Here is a 17,280-nt window from a genome sequence, read left to right as displayed (position 1 = left end):
CTTTTCGCCGGCATCCGCCGCTGCCGATGCACAGTTATCCGTCCATCACTGAAACGGATTGTAAAATCTGCTCCCATCATAAAATGTGAAAACCATAGCTGCAATTACAAAGCAGATAACAAAAACAAGCGTAAGATAATCATTGCGCTGCAGTTTTTTCCCCATATACCAGGTTCTCTTTTTGTTCTTTCCAAATCCGCGCAGCTCCATTGCATTGCTCACTACGTCAATTCTGTCCATGCTGGAAAAAATCAACGGGAAAATGATGTTTGCCATTCTCTTCAGCCGTTTAAAAAAGGATGTCTTACTGGACATTTCGATTCCCCTAGCTTCCTGGGCATGCTTGATTTTGGAAAAATCCGCCTGTACGTCAGGCACATAGCGCAGCGCGATGGCAATGGAATAGCCGATATTGTAGCTGATCCCAAGGCGGTTCATGCTGGCCGCAAGCTCGCTGGGATTGGTGGTCACCATAAACATCAGAACCACAGGCACGACCGTAAAGTATTTGAGCATGATATTAAACTCATAAAAAAGCTGCTCCGTAGTCATGCTGTAATGGCCTGCAATGTGGAAAAGCACCGTTTTGGTCCCGTAAATTTCAGTCCCCTGGAAGGGGGAAAACAGGAAAATGGTAAGCAGGTTCAGAAACAGGAAAAACAGGATGAACTTGAAAACCGTTCCCACCTGCTTCCACTCGGTTTTGGACACTTTGAAAATGACAAGGCTGAAGGCCAGCATAACGGCCAGAACCCTTGTGTCATAGGTCAGCATGCCGGCAATTGACCACAGAAGGAAGAAAATCATTTTTGTCACGCCGCTCAGCCGGTGAATCCAGGTATCCTTCGGCGCATAGGTAAGCACTCTAGCCATTGGCCCGCTCCTCCCTTTCAAAAAATATGAATCTTTCCACGAAGCCCGACGGGTCGGAAATACCGCATTTTACCGCCAAATCGTATAAAGAGGTTTTCTTCAGATAAGCCTTGTCCGCAATGGCCTCGCTGGTGAGGACCCTGGCGGGAATATCATCCGCTATCATTTCACCGTCCGCTATGACAATGGCGCGGTCCGTGTATTCCAGCATCAGGTGCATATCATGGGTGATCATGATAATCGTAATTCCCAGACGGTCATTCAGTTCCTTGAGGAATTCCATAATTTCCGTGTAATGCCGGAAGTCCTGTCCCGCCGTGGGTTCATCCAGAATCAGGACCTCAGGGTTCATCACAAGGATGGACGCGATGGTCACTCTTTTCTTCTGTCCGAAGCTCAGGGCCGAGATGGGCCAGTTACGGAATGGGTACAGGCCGCAGATTTTCAGCGTTTCGTGGACTCTCTCCTTAATCTCGGCCTCCGGCACGCCTCTCACCGCAAGGCCCAGCGCAACCTCGTCAAATATCATGGGTTTGCTGATCATCTGGTTGGGGTTCTGCATCACAAGTCCGATGACTTCTCCACGCTCTTTAATGGATTTGTCAGCAATATCGGCCCCGTTCAAAAGGATGTTTCCCCGGTCGGGATTGATAAAGCCGCAAATCAGGTTGGACAGGGTGCTCTTTCCGGCCCCGTTTTTGCCGACTATGCTGAGCATCTCGCCTTTTTCAATTTTAAAATCAATATTCCTGAGGACCGGGTTCCCCGTAATATAGGAAAAATCCAGATCCAGCACCTCCAGCGCCGACTGCTTGCCGGGGCGGGGCGGGGGAAGCTGAGCTTTCTTGTACCATGCCTGCACTTTTTCCCGGTAGGGCGCAAGATCCATGGTTTCTATATGCTGGGGACGGGTATCCGCGGTTATCTGGCAGCCCGCATGTTTCAGGGCTGTGATATAAAGAGGTTCCCTGATGCCCTCCTTCTGCAGGATATCCGTACAGAGAAGTTCATCCGGCGTCATATCGGCGACAATGCGCCCTTCTCCCACCACAACAATCCGATCCACATCCCGGTACAGGGCATCCTCCAGGCGGTGTTCGATGATGAGTACGGTTTTTCCCGTGGTCCTGCTGATTTTGTCTATCAGATCAATAGCCTTTTTCCCGGTAGCCGGGTCCAGGTTGGCCAAAGGTTCATCAAATAACAGAACGTCCACATCGTCTATCATTACACCGGCCATGGACACCCTCTGCTTCTGACCGCCGGACAGCTCCGTCGGCGCATGTTTCAGAAGATTCTTCACATCTACGATTTCTGCTACTTCATCAACCTTTGAAAAAATTTCATCCTGGGGCACGCAGTCATTTTCCAGGGCAAAAGCGATATCCTCCGCCACCGTCAGACCGATAAACTGTCCGTCCGTATCCTGCAGTACGGTGCCCACCAGCTTGGACATTCCGAAAATCCCCGCCCTGGAAGGGTCTTCTCCCCCTACCTGCAGTTCTCCCGTGCTTTCCCCGGGAAACGAAAAAGGAACCAGTCCGTTGATACAGTGCGCCAGAGTTGATTTTCCAGAGCCGGACGGTCCCACAATCAGAACCTTTTCCCCGGGATAAACCGCAAGGTTTATATTATACAGGGTGGGGTCTACCTGTGAACGGTACTTAAATGTATAATCCTTGAATTCAATAATCGGTTTCATCCTTTACCTCTCTTTATTTCCGCGGGCAACAGGCCAGACAGCCATGCCTGCATGGATATTTGGCGGCTGCCGCGAGGGTCAAATCAGCGCTCTGAGGCCTTCTGAGAACGCTGGATGATGCAGATAAAAGCATATTATATATGTCAGTATCCGCATCATCCGGTATTTTATCAAATATGGTAACGGTTCAGGACGGCCATCGTCATGAACTGTTACTAAGTATTAGTCTTCCTTGGACAGGCTGGAGGACTTTGCTCCGATCTTGGAATAGGCAAAGGCGAGCAGGGTTCCGAGCACAGCTGCCACGATAATGTTTCCGATGAATGCAAGAATGCCCTGGGTAAATACTTTTTTGGCAGGTTCCGCATAGATCAGGATGTCAAGGACGGGCGCAAGCAGGATCCAGGCGAGCGCATTGGCAATGACCTGGACTACATTGAACAGGGCGATGGCTTTGCCGTCGAAGCCGCCGTCTTTGATGGCGAACTTGGCAGCGAATACACCCATGAGAATACCAAACAGGGCATCCGGGAATACCCAGCTCCAGTAAATGCTTCCGTAGAAAATAGCATCACCTAATGCATGGCCGATTAAGCCGATTGCGCCGCCTACGATGGGTCCGAACACTGCCGAGAAAAAGGTCAGGACAGCGACTCTGGACTGCAGGGCGGTGTTGGGAATGATGCCGAAGGGAATCTGTGCGTTGGTAAGCACGATAAAAAGAGCGGTTCCGATACCAGTAGCAACAACTTCTTTTACACCAAATTTGAGTTTCATTTTATCTCCTCCTCATAGAGTAAAGTGTTTTCGGCATCTGTATGACCGTATTCTTTTTTGCATGAATGGCGGTGCAAAGATGCCGTTCTTCTGTAACCTGCGGAAGTATTTTACCCGCTTCCGCTTACCTCCTAACTATATCGGATTTCCACCTCTTTTGCAATGGTTCTTTTTATGCAAGAGGCACTTCTGCGGCCAGTGCAAAGGAGTAAATGATCTTTTCCCTCACCTTTTTTCTGGTGAGCTGTTCCAGGGCGCGGGCGTAGTAATCCAGCTGGACCTGGTAGCGGTTTATCAGCTCCTGGGGACGGGTGACGGAATCCGTTTTGTAGTCGGCCACCACCAGGCCGTCCTCTTCCTCCAGGTAGACGTCGATGATTCCCTGGATGAGCACGGTTTCCTCCTCCGGGAAGCTGTCATCCAGTGTTTTGGCGGGCAGGCCCAGGACAAAGGGCTGTTCCTTGTACAGTCTGCCGCGGACCGCCGCCTGCGCCATTCTGGCCGCCAGGGAACTTTCAAGGAACTGCGCTATCTTCCCGGGATTTACGGCTTCGCGGAATTCCTTCAGAAGAGTTCCCTCCTCCGCCATGCGGTCCAGGATTGCTTTTACCTCTGCCGGGTCAGGCGCTCCGGCCCGCACATCCCCTTCCGCCTGTCCGCACACTCCGGTCCGCGCCCCCTCCTTCGCTCCGCCGGCAGCCTTCCTCCCCAGCCTTCCTGCGTATTCGGCAAAAGGAAACAGCTCCAGCGCTTTATGGTAAGCGCTTCCGCGGGCGGTCCCGCTGACCTTTTCTTCCTCCCGGATAAAGCGAGGAAGGTAGGGCACCAGCTCTTTTTCCTCAAAAAGGTGATAGGCTTCCTCGGCCGCTTCCTCCATGCCTGCTTTTTTCAGTTCGGAAACTGTGGTCTTGGTATACAGGTTTTTCAGGTTTTCGTGAGGGTAGACGCTTTCCATGCGTTCTCTGAGCAGGCGTATTTCCTCATTTTCCTCCCCGGCGGAACGCCTTGCGGCCTCTTTTTCAAAGGAAAGCAGGCGGGCCTTCAGCTGCTCGCGGCCCTGCTCCTCTCCCATCTGTTCCTGGAGAAGCTCCGATGCGGTGAGGATCTGTACCCGCTGTCCGCACACGGCCCAGGCGGGAAGCAGCCAGTCCAGATAGCCTGATGCCTCGGAACGCAGGGTAAAGGTAAGACGCCCCGGGCCGTACGGGGCATCTGATGCCGTCACCAAACCGGCGCCGCCCTCGTCCAGAATGCGCTGCACCTTTTCGGCGTCCTTGCAGCTGCCGGTGAGAATCAGTTTTTCCTGCGGCCTGGTCATGGCCACATAGAGGACACGCAGCTCTTCCCCCAGGCTGTCCCTGCGCAGCTTGCCGGAAAGCACGGCTTTTTTCAGGGTGCTTCCCCTGACGCGGGAGTCAATGTCCACGTAATCCAGGGCAATGCCGTAATCCATATCCATGATGACAGGCTTCATCGTATCCTGCATGTTGAATTTCTTGGAAAGGCCGGCCACAAAACAGATCGGGAACTCCAGGCCCTTGGACTTATGGATGCTCATGATGCGGACGGTATCCGCATTTTCATCCTGCACGTTGGCTTCGCCGTAATCGATATCGTATTTCTCCACCTGTTCCATGTAGCGGATAAAGTGAAACAGGCCGAAATAGCTTGTTTTTTCAAAATTTTCCGCACGGGTTAAAAGCATCTCCACATTAGCCCGGCGCTGTTCGCCGCCGGGAAGGGCGGATACGGTATACAAATAGCCGGTTTCCTTCAGGAATTCTTCAATCAGCTGGTGTATGGGCATGTAGGCCACATACCGGCGGAAGCGGTCCAGCAGCTGTAAAAAAAGCTGCGATTTTTCCTTCAGCTCTTCCTGCGTGCCCTCTGTGGCATAAACCGTCAGGCAGGTATAAAGCCGCCTGCCCTCCGCCCCGGTTTCCGCTTTCATGCGGGCGATGTCCTCATCGGAAAAACCGGCCGCCTCCGATTTCAGGACGCCAAACAGCGGGATATCCTGCAGGGGATTGTTCAGTACCTTCAGGAAATTCAGGATCGTCTGCACCTCCGTTGCCGCAAAATACCCGGTTTTGGAGGTGATATAGACAGGAATTCCGCATTCCTCCAGCACCTTCTTAAAGGTTTCATCCCAGTTCGCCGTAGTGCGAAGCAGGATTACGATATCTGAGTAGCGCGCGGGGCGCAGCTGCCCTGTTTCTTTATCGGTGACAGGAAGCGTTCCCGTCAGCTGGCGGATTTTACCTGCAATGGCCAGTGCCTCCCTCTCCCGGTCATCAAGGCCGTCCTCCCCGGCTGCTGTCAGCAGGACCTCGGTTTCATAAACGTCCCCTTCCCCCTGCCCTTCAGGCTCCGGGAAGGATGCTCCGGGATACAGCGCCGCGTCCCTGTCATATTCCACACCGCCCAGATCCCGGCCCATCATGCAGGCAAAGCAGGCATTAACGCTGTCCGTCACCTGGCGGCGGCTGCGGAAATTCTGTTTCAGGTCGATTCTGCGCTCTTTTCCCTCTGTTTTGCCGTATCGATCGAATTTTTCCATAAAAAGCTCGGGCCGGGCCAAACGGAATTTATAGATGCTCTGCTTCACATCCCCCACCATAAAACGGTTGTATTTTCCTTCCTCTTCCCCGGAAATGCTGCGCAGAAGATATTCCTGCACCAGGTTGCTGTCCTGGTATTCGTCGATCATGATTTCCGCATAAAATTCCCGCATTTCCAGCGCTGTGGCGGTAGGCTGCACCCCCTCCGGCGTCTTTTCAGTCAGTATCTGAAGGGCCATATGCTCCATATCGTGGAAGTCCATCAGGTTCTTTTCCCGCTTTTTCCCGTCCAGACGGATACGGAAGTCCTCAGTCAGGGCGAGCAGCCTGGAAACATAGGGCGCGCATTCCGCCATGCGTTCCGCCTGTACACGGGGAGAGGCGGAAAAATATTTTTTTGCAAGTCCGTTTAAAAGATCCTTGATGCCATTGCGCATCTGTTTTGCCTGATCCCTTTTTTCAGGGGACACGCTTTCGTCCTTCTTGGAACTGATTCTGCCAAAGGTGAGATCTGAAAACGCCTCATACATGTCCTCCAGCGTATCCGCCGCCAGCAGCCTGTCTATCAGCAGCCCGTCCGCCTCCAGGGTATCCAGGTACATATAGGGGCCGCCCGGTTCCTCACACAGCCGCTTTGTCATGGCAAGAAGCTCCTTCGCCTCCTCCAGCATGGAACGGATATAGCTTTTGAGCAAAAAGATCCAGCTGCATTCATCCAGGCTGTCCTCCGTAACCGCATAGTCATCCTGATGCCCGGTGAGCCACTCTCCCGGCCAGGGATAGCTCATGGCAAATTCATACAGGCCGAGAATCTGCTCCTCCAGCCTTTTTTCCTTCCCCGCCGGGGCAAAATATTCCACACAGGAGAGGAATTCCTCATCTCCCGCGGCAAAATATTCCTCCAGCATATCCGCCAGAACGTCCTGCTGGAGCAGCTTGATTTCCCCGTCGTCCGCCACCCTGAAATCCGGGTCCAGGTCAATCTCATCAAAATGATTCCTTATAATATAAAGGCAGAAGCTGTCAATGGTGGTAATCTGCGCGTTGTGTATCAGCGTAAGCTGCTTAAGCAGGTGGGCGTTCCCCGGATTCGCATCCACCCTGCCGGAAAGCGCCTGGGTGATTCGCTCGCGCATCTGGGCGGCCGCCGCATTGGTAAAGGTCACCACCAGCAGCCTGTCGATATCCACGGGATGCTCTGCGTCGCTCACCATCTGGATGATCCGCTCCACCAATACCGCCGTCTTTCCGCTGCCGGCCGCAGCAGACACCAGAATGCTGCTGTCCCTGGCATCAATTGTCGCCTGCTGATCCGGTGTAAATGTCACTGCCATCGTCTTCTCCTTCCGTCTCCAAAGCCTCTTTCATCCGTTCCAGGGCTTCCTGTTCTTCCAGCTTTTCCAGCTCCCGCTTCCGGTAGCCGGGAATTTTCTTATCAAAGCCGCATACCTTGCTGTAAGGACAGTAGGTACAGGCATCCTTCGCCGTCTGGCCGCCAGACTGGACATAGGGGTTGAGGGCAATGTTTCCGTTCAGGATGCCGCTGCCGATTTCCCTGATTTTCAGGTTGACATAATCCGATATGACCCGGAAATCATTCTCTTCAAGGATGCTGGAACGGGCGCTGAAAGAACCGTCCTTTTTCCTCTCCACAGGGATGACGTCGGATTTCGTGCCAAACTCCCGATCCAGGCTTTCCACGATTTTCTCGTCCGCATTTACCACACCCGTCATCCGCAGGCCAGCCAGGATTTTTTCCTGGATCTGCTCCGGCGTATCCGTTTCCTCGCCTTCCACCAGCGGATCGTACACCCGGTAATATAGCATGGCCGCCGGTACCACCTTCCGGTCAGGATAGTCTTTTTCCTCCATTTCAACCGCCGCGTTCATATAGACCACCAGCTGCAGCTGCAGCCCGTAATACAGCGCCGCCAGGCTGAAATCCCGGTTCCCTGATTTGTAGTCTATGACCTTCACGTAAACCTTGTCTTCCTCCTCGCATACATCCACCCGGTCGATCCGCCCGCGCAGACGCAGCTTTTCCTCTCCGGTGAGGGAAATGTTCACCGATTCCAGCTCTTCCAGCACGGAAAAAGACACCTCAAACTGCTCCGGCCGGAAGGCTCCTTTTTTCAGCTGGTACTGCAGGGTGGACACGGTCCGCTTCAAAATCCGCTTCAGGCGGGTGATAATATACTGGTTGCGCGCATTGTCAAAAAGCACCGATTCTCCGTAGGTGACCGCATAGGCCTCCACCGCCTCCTCTATCAGGCTATCCCCCTCTTCCTTGGGAAAATCGAACCAGCTCCAGCCCTTTTCCTTCAGTTTTTCCCCGAAAATCTCCAGCACGCCGTGGAACAGGTTGCCCATGTCCACCGCCTCAAAGCTGTAGCCCTCCCTTTCCTTAAGCATCAGCCCATACTGCAGGAAGTGGGCATAGGCGCAGGAGGCATACTGCTCCAGCCGGCTGACGCTTCCAAGCAGGGTGCGGCCAAACAGCGCCAGCGCCGCCTCTCTGGCCAAAGGCCTGTCCCGGTAGCTGTAGAAGGCTTTTTCCCGCATCTGCTTCGTCCAGTCCCGCGTTTTTTCCTCGGTAGCATAGATCTGGTATAAATGACGGAAATCCTGCTCCTCCCTGCTGTTTTCCTTCATTCTCGCATCTGCGAACTGCCGCAGCCCCTGCACCAGTCCCGATCTGCCGTCCTCCAGCGTCTGCACCTGTGCAAGCTTTGGCAGCTCCTCCGGCTTTTCTATTCTTATAGAAGGGAAGAGCTTCTGTACCGTATCGATCAGGTAGGCCGGCCTCATGGAACGGCCTTCCCCGCTCATCCGGGAATAGGACAGGTACAGGCAGTCCGAAGGTTTGGTCATATTCATGTAAAGATACAGCTTCTGTATATACATCTGCTGCCTGGGGGTAGGCGCAAGCTCCATCCCGCTTTCCGCCAGGAATTCCCTGTCCATATCCGAAATAATGCCGCCGCTTCCCGCCTGTTTCGGAATATATCCGTCGTTCACACCCAGGAAAAAGAGCGCCTTTACCTGTTTTAAACGGGTTCTTTCCATATCTCCGGCCACGACGCGATCTACGTTCTGAGGGATGGTTCCCACCTGGATTTCCTGGAAGCCCGCCTCCATAATCCTGGAAAACTCATCCATTTTTACCGGTTCGCTGCCAATCAGCTCCACGATGCTGTCAAGCAGATCCATCACCAGCCTGTAAATCTGTGCATATTCCCTCTGCTTTACCGCATCCCCTTCTTTTTCAAACTGTTCTTCATAGACCTTCAGCTTCAGCTGTACCTGGTTTTGTTCGATAAAAGCATACAGCCCCATCACCAGCGCCTTCGTGTCCGCAAAGCGACCCATCAAAGGCTCCAGCTGGTCAAGGAGCTTACTACGGCTTTCGTTCAGCCCTTCCAGCTCCTCCAGTTCATTTTCCATATCCGGTGTTTTGCGCACGAAGAGTGTATTCCATCTCTTTTTCCCCCGCACGCCGGTGGCAAGCACATAATTTTCCAGCCGGTCCGCTTCATCCGGGGTAAAATCGGCAAGGCCGCTTCTGATATAGTGAAATACCGATTCGTAGGTGAAGCCCTGGGTCACGATCTGAAGCGCGCTCTTCAGATATTCGATAAACGGATTCAGCACGATTCCCCGTGTCTGATCCAGGTAGAAGGGAATTCCGTAAAGTCCGCCTTCTGTTTCTAAAAAGCTGGCATAGGCCGACAAATCCCCTGCAATTACCGCCACATCCCGGTAGCAGTTTCCCGTACGGCGCAGATATTCCCGGATCGCAATGCAGACCTGGCGCACCTCCTCACGCTGGCTGGAGGCCTCCATGATCCGAATCTGCGTCTCTCCCTCATAAGGCCTTAGGGGGTAACGGAACAGATGTTTTTCCAGATGCGCCATGGAGGGGTTGTCCCGGAACCTGGGCACCGGATTATCCCGCAGGATTACATCCTCCCCCCTGGCCACGCCCGCCTCCGCGGCCAGCCGGGTCAGGGAGGCCACCGTTTTTTTGCTCAGGTGGAACAGGTTCTGCTCCTCCTTTTCATCATACATATCCTCGCTGCCATCCAGCACTGCTGTTACGATTACCTCCTGTGCCAGCTCCATCAGCTGCCGAAGAACCCGGTTCTGCACCGGCGTAAAGCCGGTGAAGCCGTCGAAGGCGATGACGCTTCCCTTCACCAGGCGGGATTTCGGCAGGAGCCTGGCAAGCAAATCAAGCGTTTCCTCCGTAGTGATATATTTTTCATGGATAAACTCCTGAAAGCCCCGGTAAAGCACGCCCAGATCCTTCAGCTTATGGTACAGCTGGCCTCTCTTTTTTGAAAAATCGGTGAGCTTTTCCAGCTCCTCCACACCGATCCCGTACTGCATGAACTCGGAAATAGCTGATTTTACTTCATGGATGTAGCCTGTCTTATTCAGGTTGCCGCCGATGACCGCCGTCTCCCCCTTCAGCTGCCCCGCAATCCGGCGCAGCACCAGGCTCTTGCCGGTATCATCAAGCACCGGCCGCTCATCCGCCCCCACCTCTTCAAAAATACGGTGGGAAAGCCGTCCGAAGCTGAGTACGTCAATGTTCATGATCCCCTGCCGCGGATGCATCATCACCAAATCCTTCTGCGTCTGCATCGTAAACTGATCCGGTACGATGATCAGGAAATTCCGATCCGGCTCCTGCTGCGACCGCGCAATGATTTCCTTATATAAACCGGTGCTTTTTCCCGCGCCGGATGCTCCTGTATAAAAACGTAATGACACGCTTTTTTCCTCCTGTGGTGATATGGCCTGGCTGAATAATTACTCCCTATTACTATACCATATCCGCTTCGCGGATACGGGCCTCCGGCGGAATTCAGCGCCTGATTTTCTGCGGTAGACGCAGAAAACAGTATGCGCAGGTATAATGTCGGCTACGCCGACATTATACCATATTTCCCATGGCCTGACAGCTTCCAAATTCTATCCCTGCCTTGTTTTCTTCCATGATAAAAAGTAAAATATAGGTAATACTATCGTAACTGGAAACGTGCTGGACAATTCCGGGCCGTTACTAATTATGACCGGCCGCGCTGTTTTCCCCGGCCTCCCGGAATTTTACAAATAAAAAAAGGAGACAACTATGAGAAAAGTGATTCCCTTCAACGAAAACTGGTCCTTCCGAAAAGAAGATACAGGGCTTCCCCTGACGCTTCCTGCGGACTGGGAAACCGTGACGCTGCCCCATACCTGGAATGCGGTGGACGGACAGGACGGCAAAGGCAGCTACTACAGAGGCGCCTGCTGGTATGCAAAGGAATTTCCCACGCCCTCCGGCTTATGTGACAGCCGCTTGTACGTGGAGGTCCTGGCCGCTTCCCTTTCCGGAAGGGTGTTCGTCAATGGCAAAGAAGCCGCTTATCATGAAGGAGGTTTTTCCTCCTTTACCGTGGATATCACAGACTATCTCCACCCGGAAGGCTCAGGGAAAGCCAACCTGATCGCCATCGCAGCGGACAATTCCGACCGCCCTCATATTTACCCGCGTATGGCGGATTTCACCTTCTATGGCGGACTGTACCGCGGCGTTAACCTCATTGTCGTTCCCCGGGTACACTTTGACCTGGAATACTGGGGCGCACCCGGCCTTTCCGTCACCTCCCAGCCGGATGGGGAAAGCGCCTTCCTGAAGCTGCAGAGCTGGGTAAAAAATGCGGATGCCGATTATACGGTATGTTATACCATTACGGACGCACAGGGTAAAAAGACAGCCGAATGCTGGCGGCCTGCCGAAAATCCGGGGACAAGCGTCTTTCTGCCCAAAGCCCATCTGTGGCAGGGTGTGGAGGATCCTTATCTGTATACCTGCACCGCAGCCCTTGTTTACCGGAACGAAACCGTGGACGAGATCAGCTGCCGTTTCGGCATCCGTTCCTTTGCCGTGGATCCTGAAAAGGGATTTTTCCTTAACGGTAAACCTATGATGCTGCGCGGTGTTTCCCGCCATCAGGATCGCCTTTATAAAGGAAATGCGCTCACCAGGCAGGATCACTATGAGGACGCCGCCCTCATCCACGAGCTGGGAGCGAATACCGTGCGTCTTGCCCATTACCAGCACAGCAGGGATTTTTATGATGCCTGTGACGAATATGGTTTTATAGTATGGGCGGAGATTCCCTATATCAGCAGCCAGAGCGACGACCCAAAGGCGCATGAAAACTGCCGGACACAGATGCAGGAGCTGGTGTATCAGAATTATAATCACCCATCCATCTGTTTCTGGGGAATTTCCAACGAAATCACCATCGCCGGCGAAAAACCGGGCCTTGTGGAAAATCATAAGGATTTGAATGCGCTGGTAAAAGAAATCGATCCCACCCGCCTGACTACTATGGCCCATGTGAGCATGGTTCCCCTGGACAGCCGTCTTCACGGCATCACGGATCTGGAAAGCTATAATCATTATTTTGGCTGGTACGGCGGAAAATACACAGATAATGAAAAATGGCTGGATAATTTTCACGAAAAGCATCCTGAAATCTGCCTGGGACTGTCGGAATACGGCGCGGAGGGTATCATAACCTATCAGCCCGATGAGCCGAAATGCCGGGATTACTCGGAAAGCTATCAGGCGGAGTACCACGAACACATGGCCGAAATCCTTATGGCCCGCCCCTATTTATGGAGCACCCATGTGTGGAATATGTTTGATTTCGGCTGCGCGGCGCGCAACGAAGGCGGCACTGCAGGCCGGAATAATAAGGGGCTGGTGACGCTGGATCGGAAAATTAAAAAGGATGCTTTTTATCTTTATAAAGCGTATTGGAGCAGGGAGCCCTTTGTGCATCTGTGTGGACGGCGGTATGCGCAGCGGCCCGGGGATACGGACCGCCTGGATGGTAAAACCCCCGCTGAGAATAAAAAAGGCAACGGAAACGGCGTCCCGGAAGCTTCCATAGCCGGCGGAAGTACCCGCGTGAAGGTGTATTCCAATCAGCCGGAAGTGAGCCTGTATGTAAACGGGGAGTTATATCAGACCTTGAAGGGTGATAAAGTATTTTTGTTTGAGCAGGTCCCTCTTTTTGACGGTTTTACCTGCCTGACCGCCTGTGCGGGCGAGTGTTCCGATACTATGACGCTGGAAAAGGTGGAGACAAAGCCTGAAATCTATACGCTTCCTGCGGAAGAGGATGAGGACGATATGGAGGGCGCCGCTAACTGGTTTGACGAGGCTGCGGCTGTGGATGCCAATGCGGCTATGGAATTTCCGGAAGGGTTCTTTTCCATAAAGGACACGGTGAAGGAGGTTCTGGACCAGGAGGACGCCGCAGCTGTGCTGGCCGGTGCGCTCTATGCCATGACGGGAATGAAGCTGAAGAAGAGCATGATGGGGATGATGGGCGAAAAAAGCGTGGAAGGGCTGATGGAAATGATGACCGGAATGGGCATGGGTGATAATGTACCGGAAAATGCCCTGCAGGTGGTGAATGCGGAGTTGAATAAGGTCAAGAAGAAATAGATGCGGGAGAGTGGATCCGGCCGGAGGACTTTGGAAAAATCATCTGTAAAGAAGAATTCCGGCCAGGATGCCGATTCCGGTTCCCATCCAGTTCAGGCGGACATCAAACCAGGAAAAATGGCGGCCCTGAATCATCGGTTTGGTCGCCTCATCCGCCCATCCCCAGAAGACTGCCAAGATCAGCCCCGCTGCCATGGCGGCTGTTGATACATGGGCCGAGTGCAGGGTTCCGATCAGGAGTATTGTGAAAACGGCAAAGAGAATCACGTGGGCTGCTCTTCTCAGCTGCTGGTTAAGTTTACCGATATCCCTGACCGGGAACCAGTGCTTCATATGGTTTGCCAGTTCCAGGCTTGTTCTGCTGGTGTGTTCGCCGTCCTGGTGCGACAGCCAGGTCATGAAGAGGAACCAGAGGATGGTGAAAAACAGGTGGATATAAAAGGGCTTAATCAGTGTCAGAGTCAAACATTGGTACCTCCTGTATTATAACTTTTCCCAAAGAATTTCAACTTTGCATTCATGTTGGTTTACCCCCAATCCGCGACTTGTCCAGCTATCGGCCAACTGGTTAACTTTCAAGGATGTAACTACAGACCCTGGATTTCCATAGCTCAATTCCTTTTTTAATATTTACTAATCACTTTACAGAGCTTCTTATAAAAAGCAATCTCATATTTCACAAAGGTATGGTATCCTTCCAGACGAAGCTCCGCATCATACTGTTTTTCTTCTATCTGCTTTAAAGCCTCTTCCGCCTTTTCTTCCAATTTGGCATAGGTATCCACCACCTTTTTGTCTATTTGACTGCCTGCTTCATCATAAGCTTTTTCAAATTAGTATTTCAGCATGCTGAGGCCTAAGTTTTTTCCAAATCTGCGTGGGCGCATAACCAGACTGCCCCCGCTTCTGTTATCCAGCAGTTCTTTTATAAACATCGATTTATCTACATAGTAAAAGTCATTGTCCCGTAACTTTTTAAAATCTTCAATCCCGATTGGTAAAGGTCTGTTCATACTAGGATCCGCTCTTTCTCTCTAAAAGATTATACCCTGTTTTTAGGTCTCCTGCAATCTGTTAACTGATTCCAGCATGGAGGATCGCTTTTTTAACATGGATATTGTGTTACTTCCGGGCATAAAAAAATGGAGAAAACAGTCCACATCCGTGACAGGACTGTTTTCTCCATATATTTTGCAAAAATTTCCATCTCTTGCTTACTGATGATGCGCAATCATCCCCGCCGCCTTGGCGATTTCCAGCACCACCACCGGCACCAGCGCCAGGCCGAGGGCCGTCAAATACAGATGCCCGGGCAGTGCAGTCAGGCCGAAAACCAGCGCCAGCGGGGGCACAAAGGTAATCAGTGCAATCAGCACCAGCGACAGGGCAGCCGCGCCGTTTAAATACTTATTGGTAAAAAATCCGGTCTTAAACAGCGAATGGCTGGAACGCATATTAAAGGCATGGAACACCTGCGTGGATGCCAGCACCATGAAAGCCATGGTACGTCCCGCTTCTACCGTGCCCGTTTCATTCCATCCCAGCCAGAAGCCAAACAGCGTCAGGGCAGCGAACATGGCGCCCTGCAGAACGATCCGCACGCCCAGCCCATGTGCAAAAATGCCTTCATTCTTCGGCTTGGGCTTCTTCTCCATCACATCATCAGGCACAGCTTCCATACCCAGCGCAATGGCGGGCAGGCTGTCTGTTACCAGGTTGATCCACAGAAGCTGCATGGACAGCAGCGGGCTCTGCTTCCAGAACAGCATGGATAAAAATACCGTCAGCACCTCGCCGATGTTCGTTCCCAGCAGGAACGCCACCGCGTGCTTGATATTGCCGTAAATCCCCCGGCCTTCCTTCACTGCGGAAACGATGGTGGTAAAATTATCATCTGTCAGCGTCATATCCGCCGCGCCCTTTGCCACGTCCGTACCTGTTATGCCCATGGCGCAGCCGATATCCGCCGCCTTCAGCGCGGGCGCATCGTTTACGCCGTCTCCCGTCATGGAAACGATTTCGCCCTGTGCCTGCCAGGCCTTGACGATGCGGATCTTATCCTCCGGAGAAACTCTGGCGTATACGGATATATGGCGTACCTTCCGGTTCAATTCTTCTTCACTCATCTGCGCCAGCTGTGCGCCGGTAATGGCTTCGTCGCCTTCCTCCATAATTCCCAGATCCTTTGCAATGGCGGAAGCCGTCACCACATGGTCGCCGGTAATCATAACAGGCTTAATGCCGGCCTTCCGGCAGACAGCCACTGCATCGCGTACCTCCGGGCGGGGCGGATCGATCATGCCAACAAGCCCCATAAAGGTAAGATTGCTTTCCAGTTCTTCAATGGTAGGATTTTCAGGCACGCTGTCGATTTCCTTATAGCCCACTGCCAGGACGCGGAGGGCGTTGGAGCTCATGGAGTCAACCAGCTCCTGCGCCTTTTTCATATCGCCTGTGGTGCAGATGGGCAGCATGGAATCAAAGGCGCCCTTGGTAATGACCACATTTTTCCCATCGATTCTGCAGACAACGGTCATCAGCTTACGGTCGGAATCAAAGGGCAGCTCCGTCAGTCTGGGATATTCCCTGGCCAGGGTTTCCTTAGGGCTGCCGTTTCTCATGGCGGCATATACAATGGAGGTTTCCGTGGGATCCCCGATATGCTGTACTTCTCCGTCCTTGACAATCACTGAACCATCGCAGCAAAGGGAAGCATACTGCAGCAGCCTGCGGATGGCAGGCGTATCCTCATCGGAAATGTCCTCCATCAGATCCTCTGCCGCGTCATAGGCCTTCACCAGGGTCATGCGGTTCTGGGTCAGCGTACCGGTCTTATCCGAGCAGATAACAGAGGCGCTGCCCAGCGTTTCCACGGCGGGAAGCCTGCGGATGATGGCATTCTGCTTCACCATACGCTGCACGCCGATGGAAAGCACGATGGTAACAATCGCCGGAAGCCCTTCCGGAATCGCTGATACGGCAAGGGATACGGCTGTCATGAAAATTTCCATCACGGCCATGCCGTCAATCAGGCCAATGACAAAAATGACCGCACATACGGCAATCGCCAGAAAGCCCAGGTATTTGCCCAGCTGCGCCAGCTTCTGCTGCAAGGGTGTCTGGGTATCCGACTCGCCCTCCAGAAGCCCTGCGATATGTCCCATTTCCGTCTGCATCCCAGTGGCCGTAACGATAGCTCTGCCGCGTCCGTAGGCCACGCTGCAGCCGGAATAAATCATGTTGGCCCGATCTCCCAGAGGCGCTTTTTCTTCTATTTGAAGAGATGCATCCTTTTCACTGGGCACGGATTCTCCGGTGAGCGCCGATTCCTCCGATTTCAGGCTGGCCGATTCAATCAGCCTGGCATCCGCAGGGATATTGTCGCCTGCTTCCACCAGTATAATGTCGCCGGGAACCACTTTATCGGCGTCAATGAGCAGCTCTTTCCCGTCACGGATAACCCTTGCATGGGGCGCCGACATACTCTGCAGCGCTTCCATGGCTTTTTCCGCCTTGCTTTCCTGCACCATGCCCATAACGGCGTTCAGAATCACGATTACCAGAATCAGCAGCGGTTCAAAAAATTCCGATGTATCATGGCCGTTGCAGGCAACGATAAAAGAAACGACTGCCGCAGCAATCAATATGAGTATCATCACATCCTTGAACTGTTCCAGAAATCTCTGCAGATTGCTTTTCTTCTTCTTAGCCCGCAGCCGGTTAGGTCCGTACTGCGCAAGCCTCTCCTCAGCCTGCGCACCCGACAGCCCTTCCGACCGGCTGCTGTGCAGTTCACTTATTACTTCATCCAATGGTTTACTATACTGAGCCATTTTCAATCCTCCTGGTTTTCC

At 52.9% G+C, this 17,280-nt stretch carries 10 protein-coding genes; 1 reads left to right on the top strand and 9 read right to left on the bottom strand.

Annotated features, from left to right (window positions below):
* Positions 1-45: 45 nt before the first annotated feature.
* The 5 genes from HMPREF1548_RS19790 to addB all read right to left on the bottom strand — a co-directional run bounded on the left by HMPREF1548_RS19790 (position 46) and on the right by addB (position 10,689).
* Complete coding sequence (locus HMPREF1548_RS19790) at positions 46-873, bottom strand: energy-coupling factor transporter transmembrane component T family protein (protein WP_021638278.1); 828 nt, start codon at positions 871-873, stop codon at positions 46-48.
* Positions 866-2,575: an ABC transporter ATP-binding protein gene (locus tag HMPREF1548_RS19785; protein ID WP_021638277.1), complete on the bottom strand. Its 1,710-nt coding sequence runs from the start codon at positions 2,573-2,575 to the stop codon at positions 866-868. Before HMPREF1548_RS19785 ends, HMPREF1548_RS19790 begins: the two co-directional genes overlap by 8 nt.
* 222 nt (positions 2,576-2,797) lie before the next feature.
* Complete coding sequence (locus tag HMPREF1548_RS19780) at positions 2,798-3,352, bottom strand: ECF-type riboflavin transporter substrate-binding protein (protein ID WP_021638275.1); 555 nt, start codon at positions 3,350-3,352, stop codon at positions 2,798-2,800.
* 172 nt (positions 3,353-3,524) lie between these two features.
* Complete coding sequence (gene addA, locus HMPREF1548_RS19775) at positions 3,525-7,247, bottom strand: helicase-exonuclease AddAB subunit AddA (protein ID WP_021638274.1); 3,723 nt, start codon at positions 7,245-7,247, stop codon at positions 3,525-3,527.
* Positions 7,207-10,689 carry a helicase-exonuclease AddAB subunit AddB gene (gene addB, locus HMPREF1548_RS19770; RefSeq protein WP_021638273.1) on the bottom strand — a complete coding sequence of 1,161 codons (3,483 nt, stop codon included), beginning with the start codon at positions 10,687-10,689 and terminating at the stop codon, positions 7,207-7,209. Before addB ends, addA begins: the two co-directional genes overlap by 41 nt.
* Before the next feature lie 361 nt (positions 10,690-11,050).
* On the opposite strand from addB, the gene HMPREF1548_RS19765 reads away from it, so the two are divergent.
* Complete coding sequence (locus HMPREF1548_RS19765) at positions 11,051-13,426, top strand: glycoside hydrolase family 2 protein (RefSeq protein WP_021638271.1); 2,376 nt, start codon at positions 11,051-11,053, stop codon at positions 13,424-13,426.
* A 39-nt stretch (positions 13,427-13,465) separates the two neighbouring features.
* Here the strand turns inward: HMPREF1548_RS19765 and HMPREF1548_RS19760 are convergent, their stop codons facing one another.
* From HMPREF1548_RS19760 to HMPREF1548_RS19750, 4 genes are all read right to left on the bottom strand, one after another.
* Positions 13,466-13,891, bottom strand: coding sequence for a VanZ family protein (locus HMPREF1548_RS19760; RefSeq protein ID WP_021638270.1), 426 nt, complete (start codon positions 13,889-13,891; stop codon positions 13,466-13,468).
* A 158-nt stretch (positions 13,892-14,049) separates the two neighbouring features.
* Complete coding sequence (locus HMPREF1548_RS29620; RefSeq protein WP_162162446.1) at positions 14,050-14,193, bottom strand: hypothetical protein; 144 nt, start codon at positions 14,191-14,193, stop codon at positions 14,050-14,052.
* Positions 14,194-14,259: 66 nt separating this feature from the next.
* Positions 14,260-14,439, bottom strand: coding sequence for an AAA family ATPase (locus tag HMPREF1548_RS19755; RefSeq protein WP_021638268.1), 180 nt, complete (start codon positions 14,437-14,439; stop codon positions 14,260-14,262).
* A gap of 201 nt (positions 14,440-14,640) precedes the next feature.
* Entirely contained in the window at positions 14,641-17,259 is a 2,619-nt protein-coding gene (locus HMPREF1548_RS19750) for a calcium-translocating P-type ATPase, PMCA-type (protein WP_021638266.1), read from the bottom strand.
* Between the last annotated feature and the right edge of the window lie 21 nt (positions 17,260-17,280).

This window comes from Clostridium sp. KLE 1755 (genome assembly GCF_000466465.2).
GTDB classification, from domain to species: domain Bacteria; phylum Bacillota; class Clostridia; order Lachnospirales; family Lachnospiraceae; genus Eisenbergiella; species Eisenbergiella porci.
The sequence above is the reverse complement of the archived record's forward strand: the minus strand, read 5'-3'. Positions and strand labels throughout refer to the sequence as shown.

Excerpts from the sequence above, each read along its gene's own strand:
- HMPREF1548_RS19765 (WP_021638271.1), top strand. The coding sequence starts at position 11,051 with ATGAGAAAAGTGATTCCCTTCAACGAAAACTGGTCCTTCCGAAAAGAA.
- addA (WP_021638274.1), bottom strand. The coding sequence starts at position 7,247 with ATGGCAGTGACATTTACACCGGATCAGCAGGCGACAATTGATGCCAGG.
- HMPREF1548_RS19780 (WP_021638275.1), bottom strand. The coding sequence starts at position 3,352 with ATGAAACTCAAATTTGGTGTAAAAGAAGTTGTTGCTACTGGTATCGGA.
- HMPREF1548_RS19750 (WP_021638266.1), bottom strand. The coding sequence starts at position 17,259 with ATGGCTCAGTATAGTAAACCATTGGATGAAGTAATAAGTGAACTGCAC.
- HMPREF1548_RS19790 (WP_021638278.1), bottom strand. The coding sequence starts at position 873 with ATGGCTAGAGTGCTTACCTATGCGCCGAAGGATACCTGGATTCACCGG.
- HMPREF1548_RS19755 (WP_021638268.1), bottom strand. The coding sequence starts at position 14,439 with ATGAACAGACCTTTACCAATCGGGATTGAAGATTTTAAAAAGTTACGG.
- HMPREF1548_RS19785 (WP_021638277.1), bottom strand. The coding sequence starts at position 2,575 with ATGAAACCGATTATTGAATTCAAGGATTATACATTTAAGTACCGTTCA.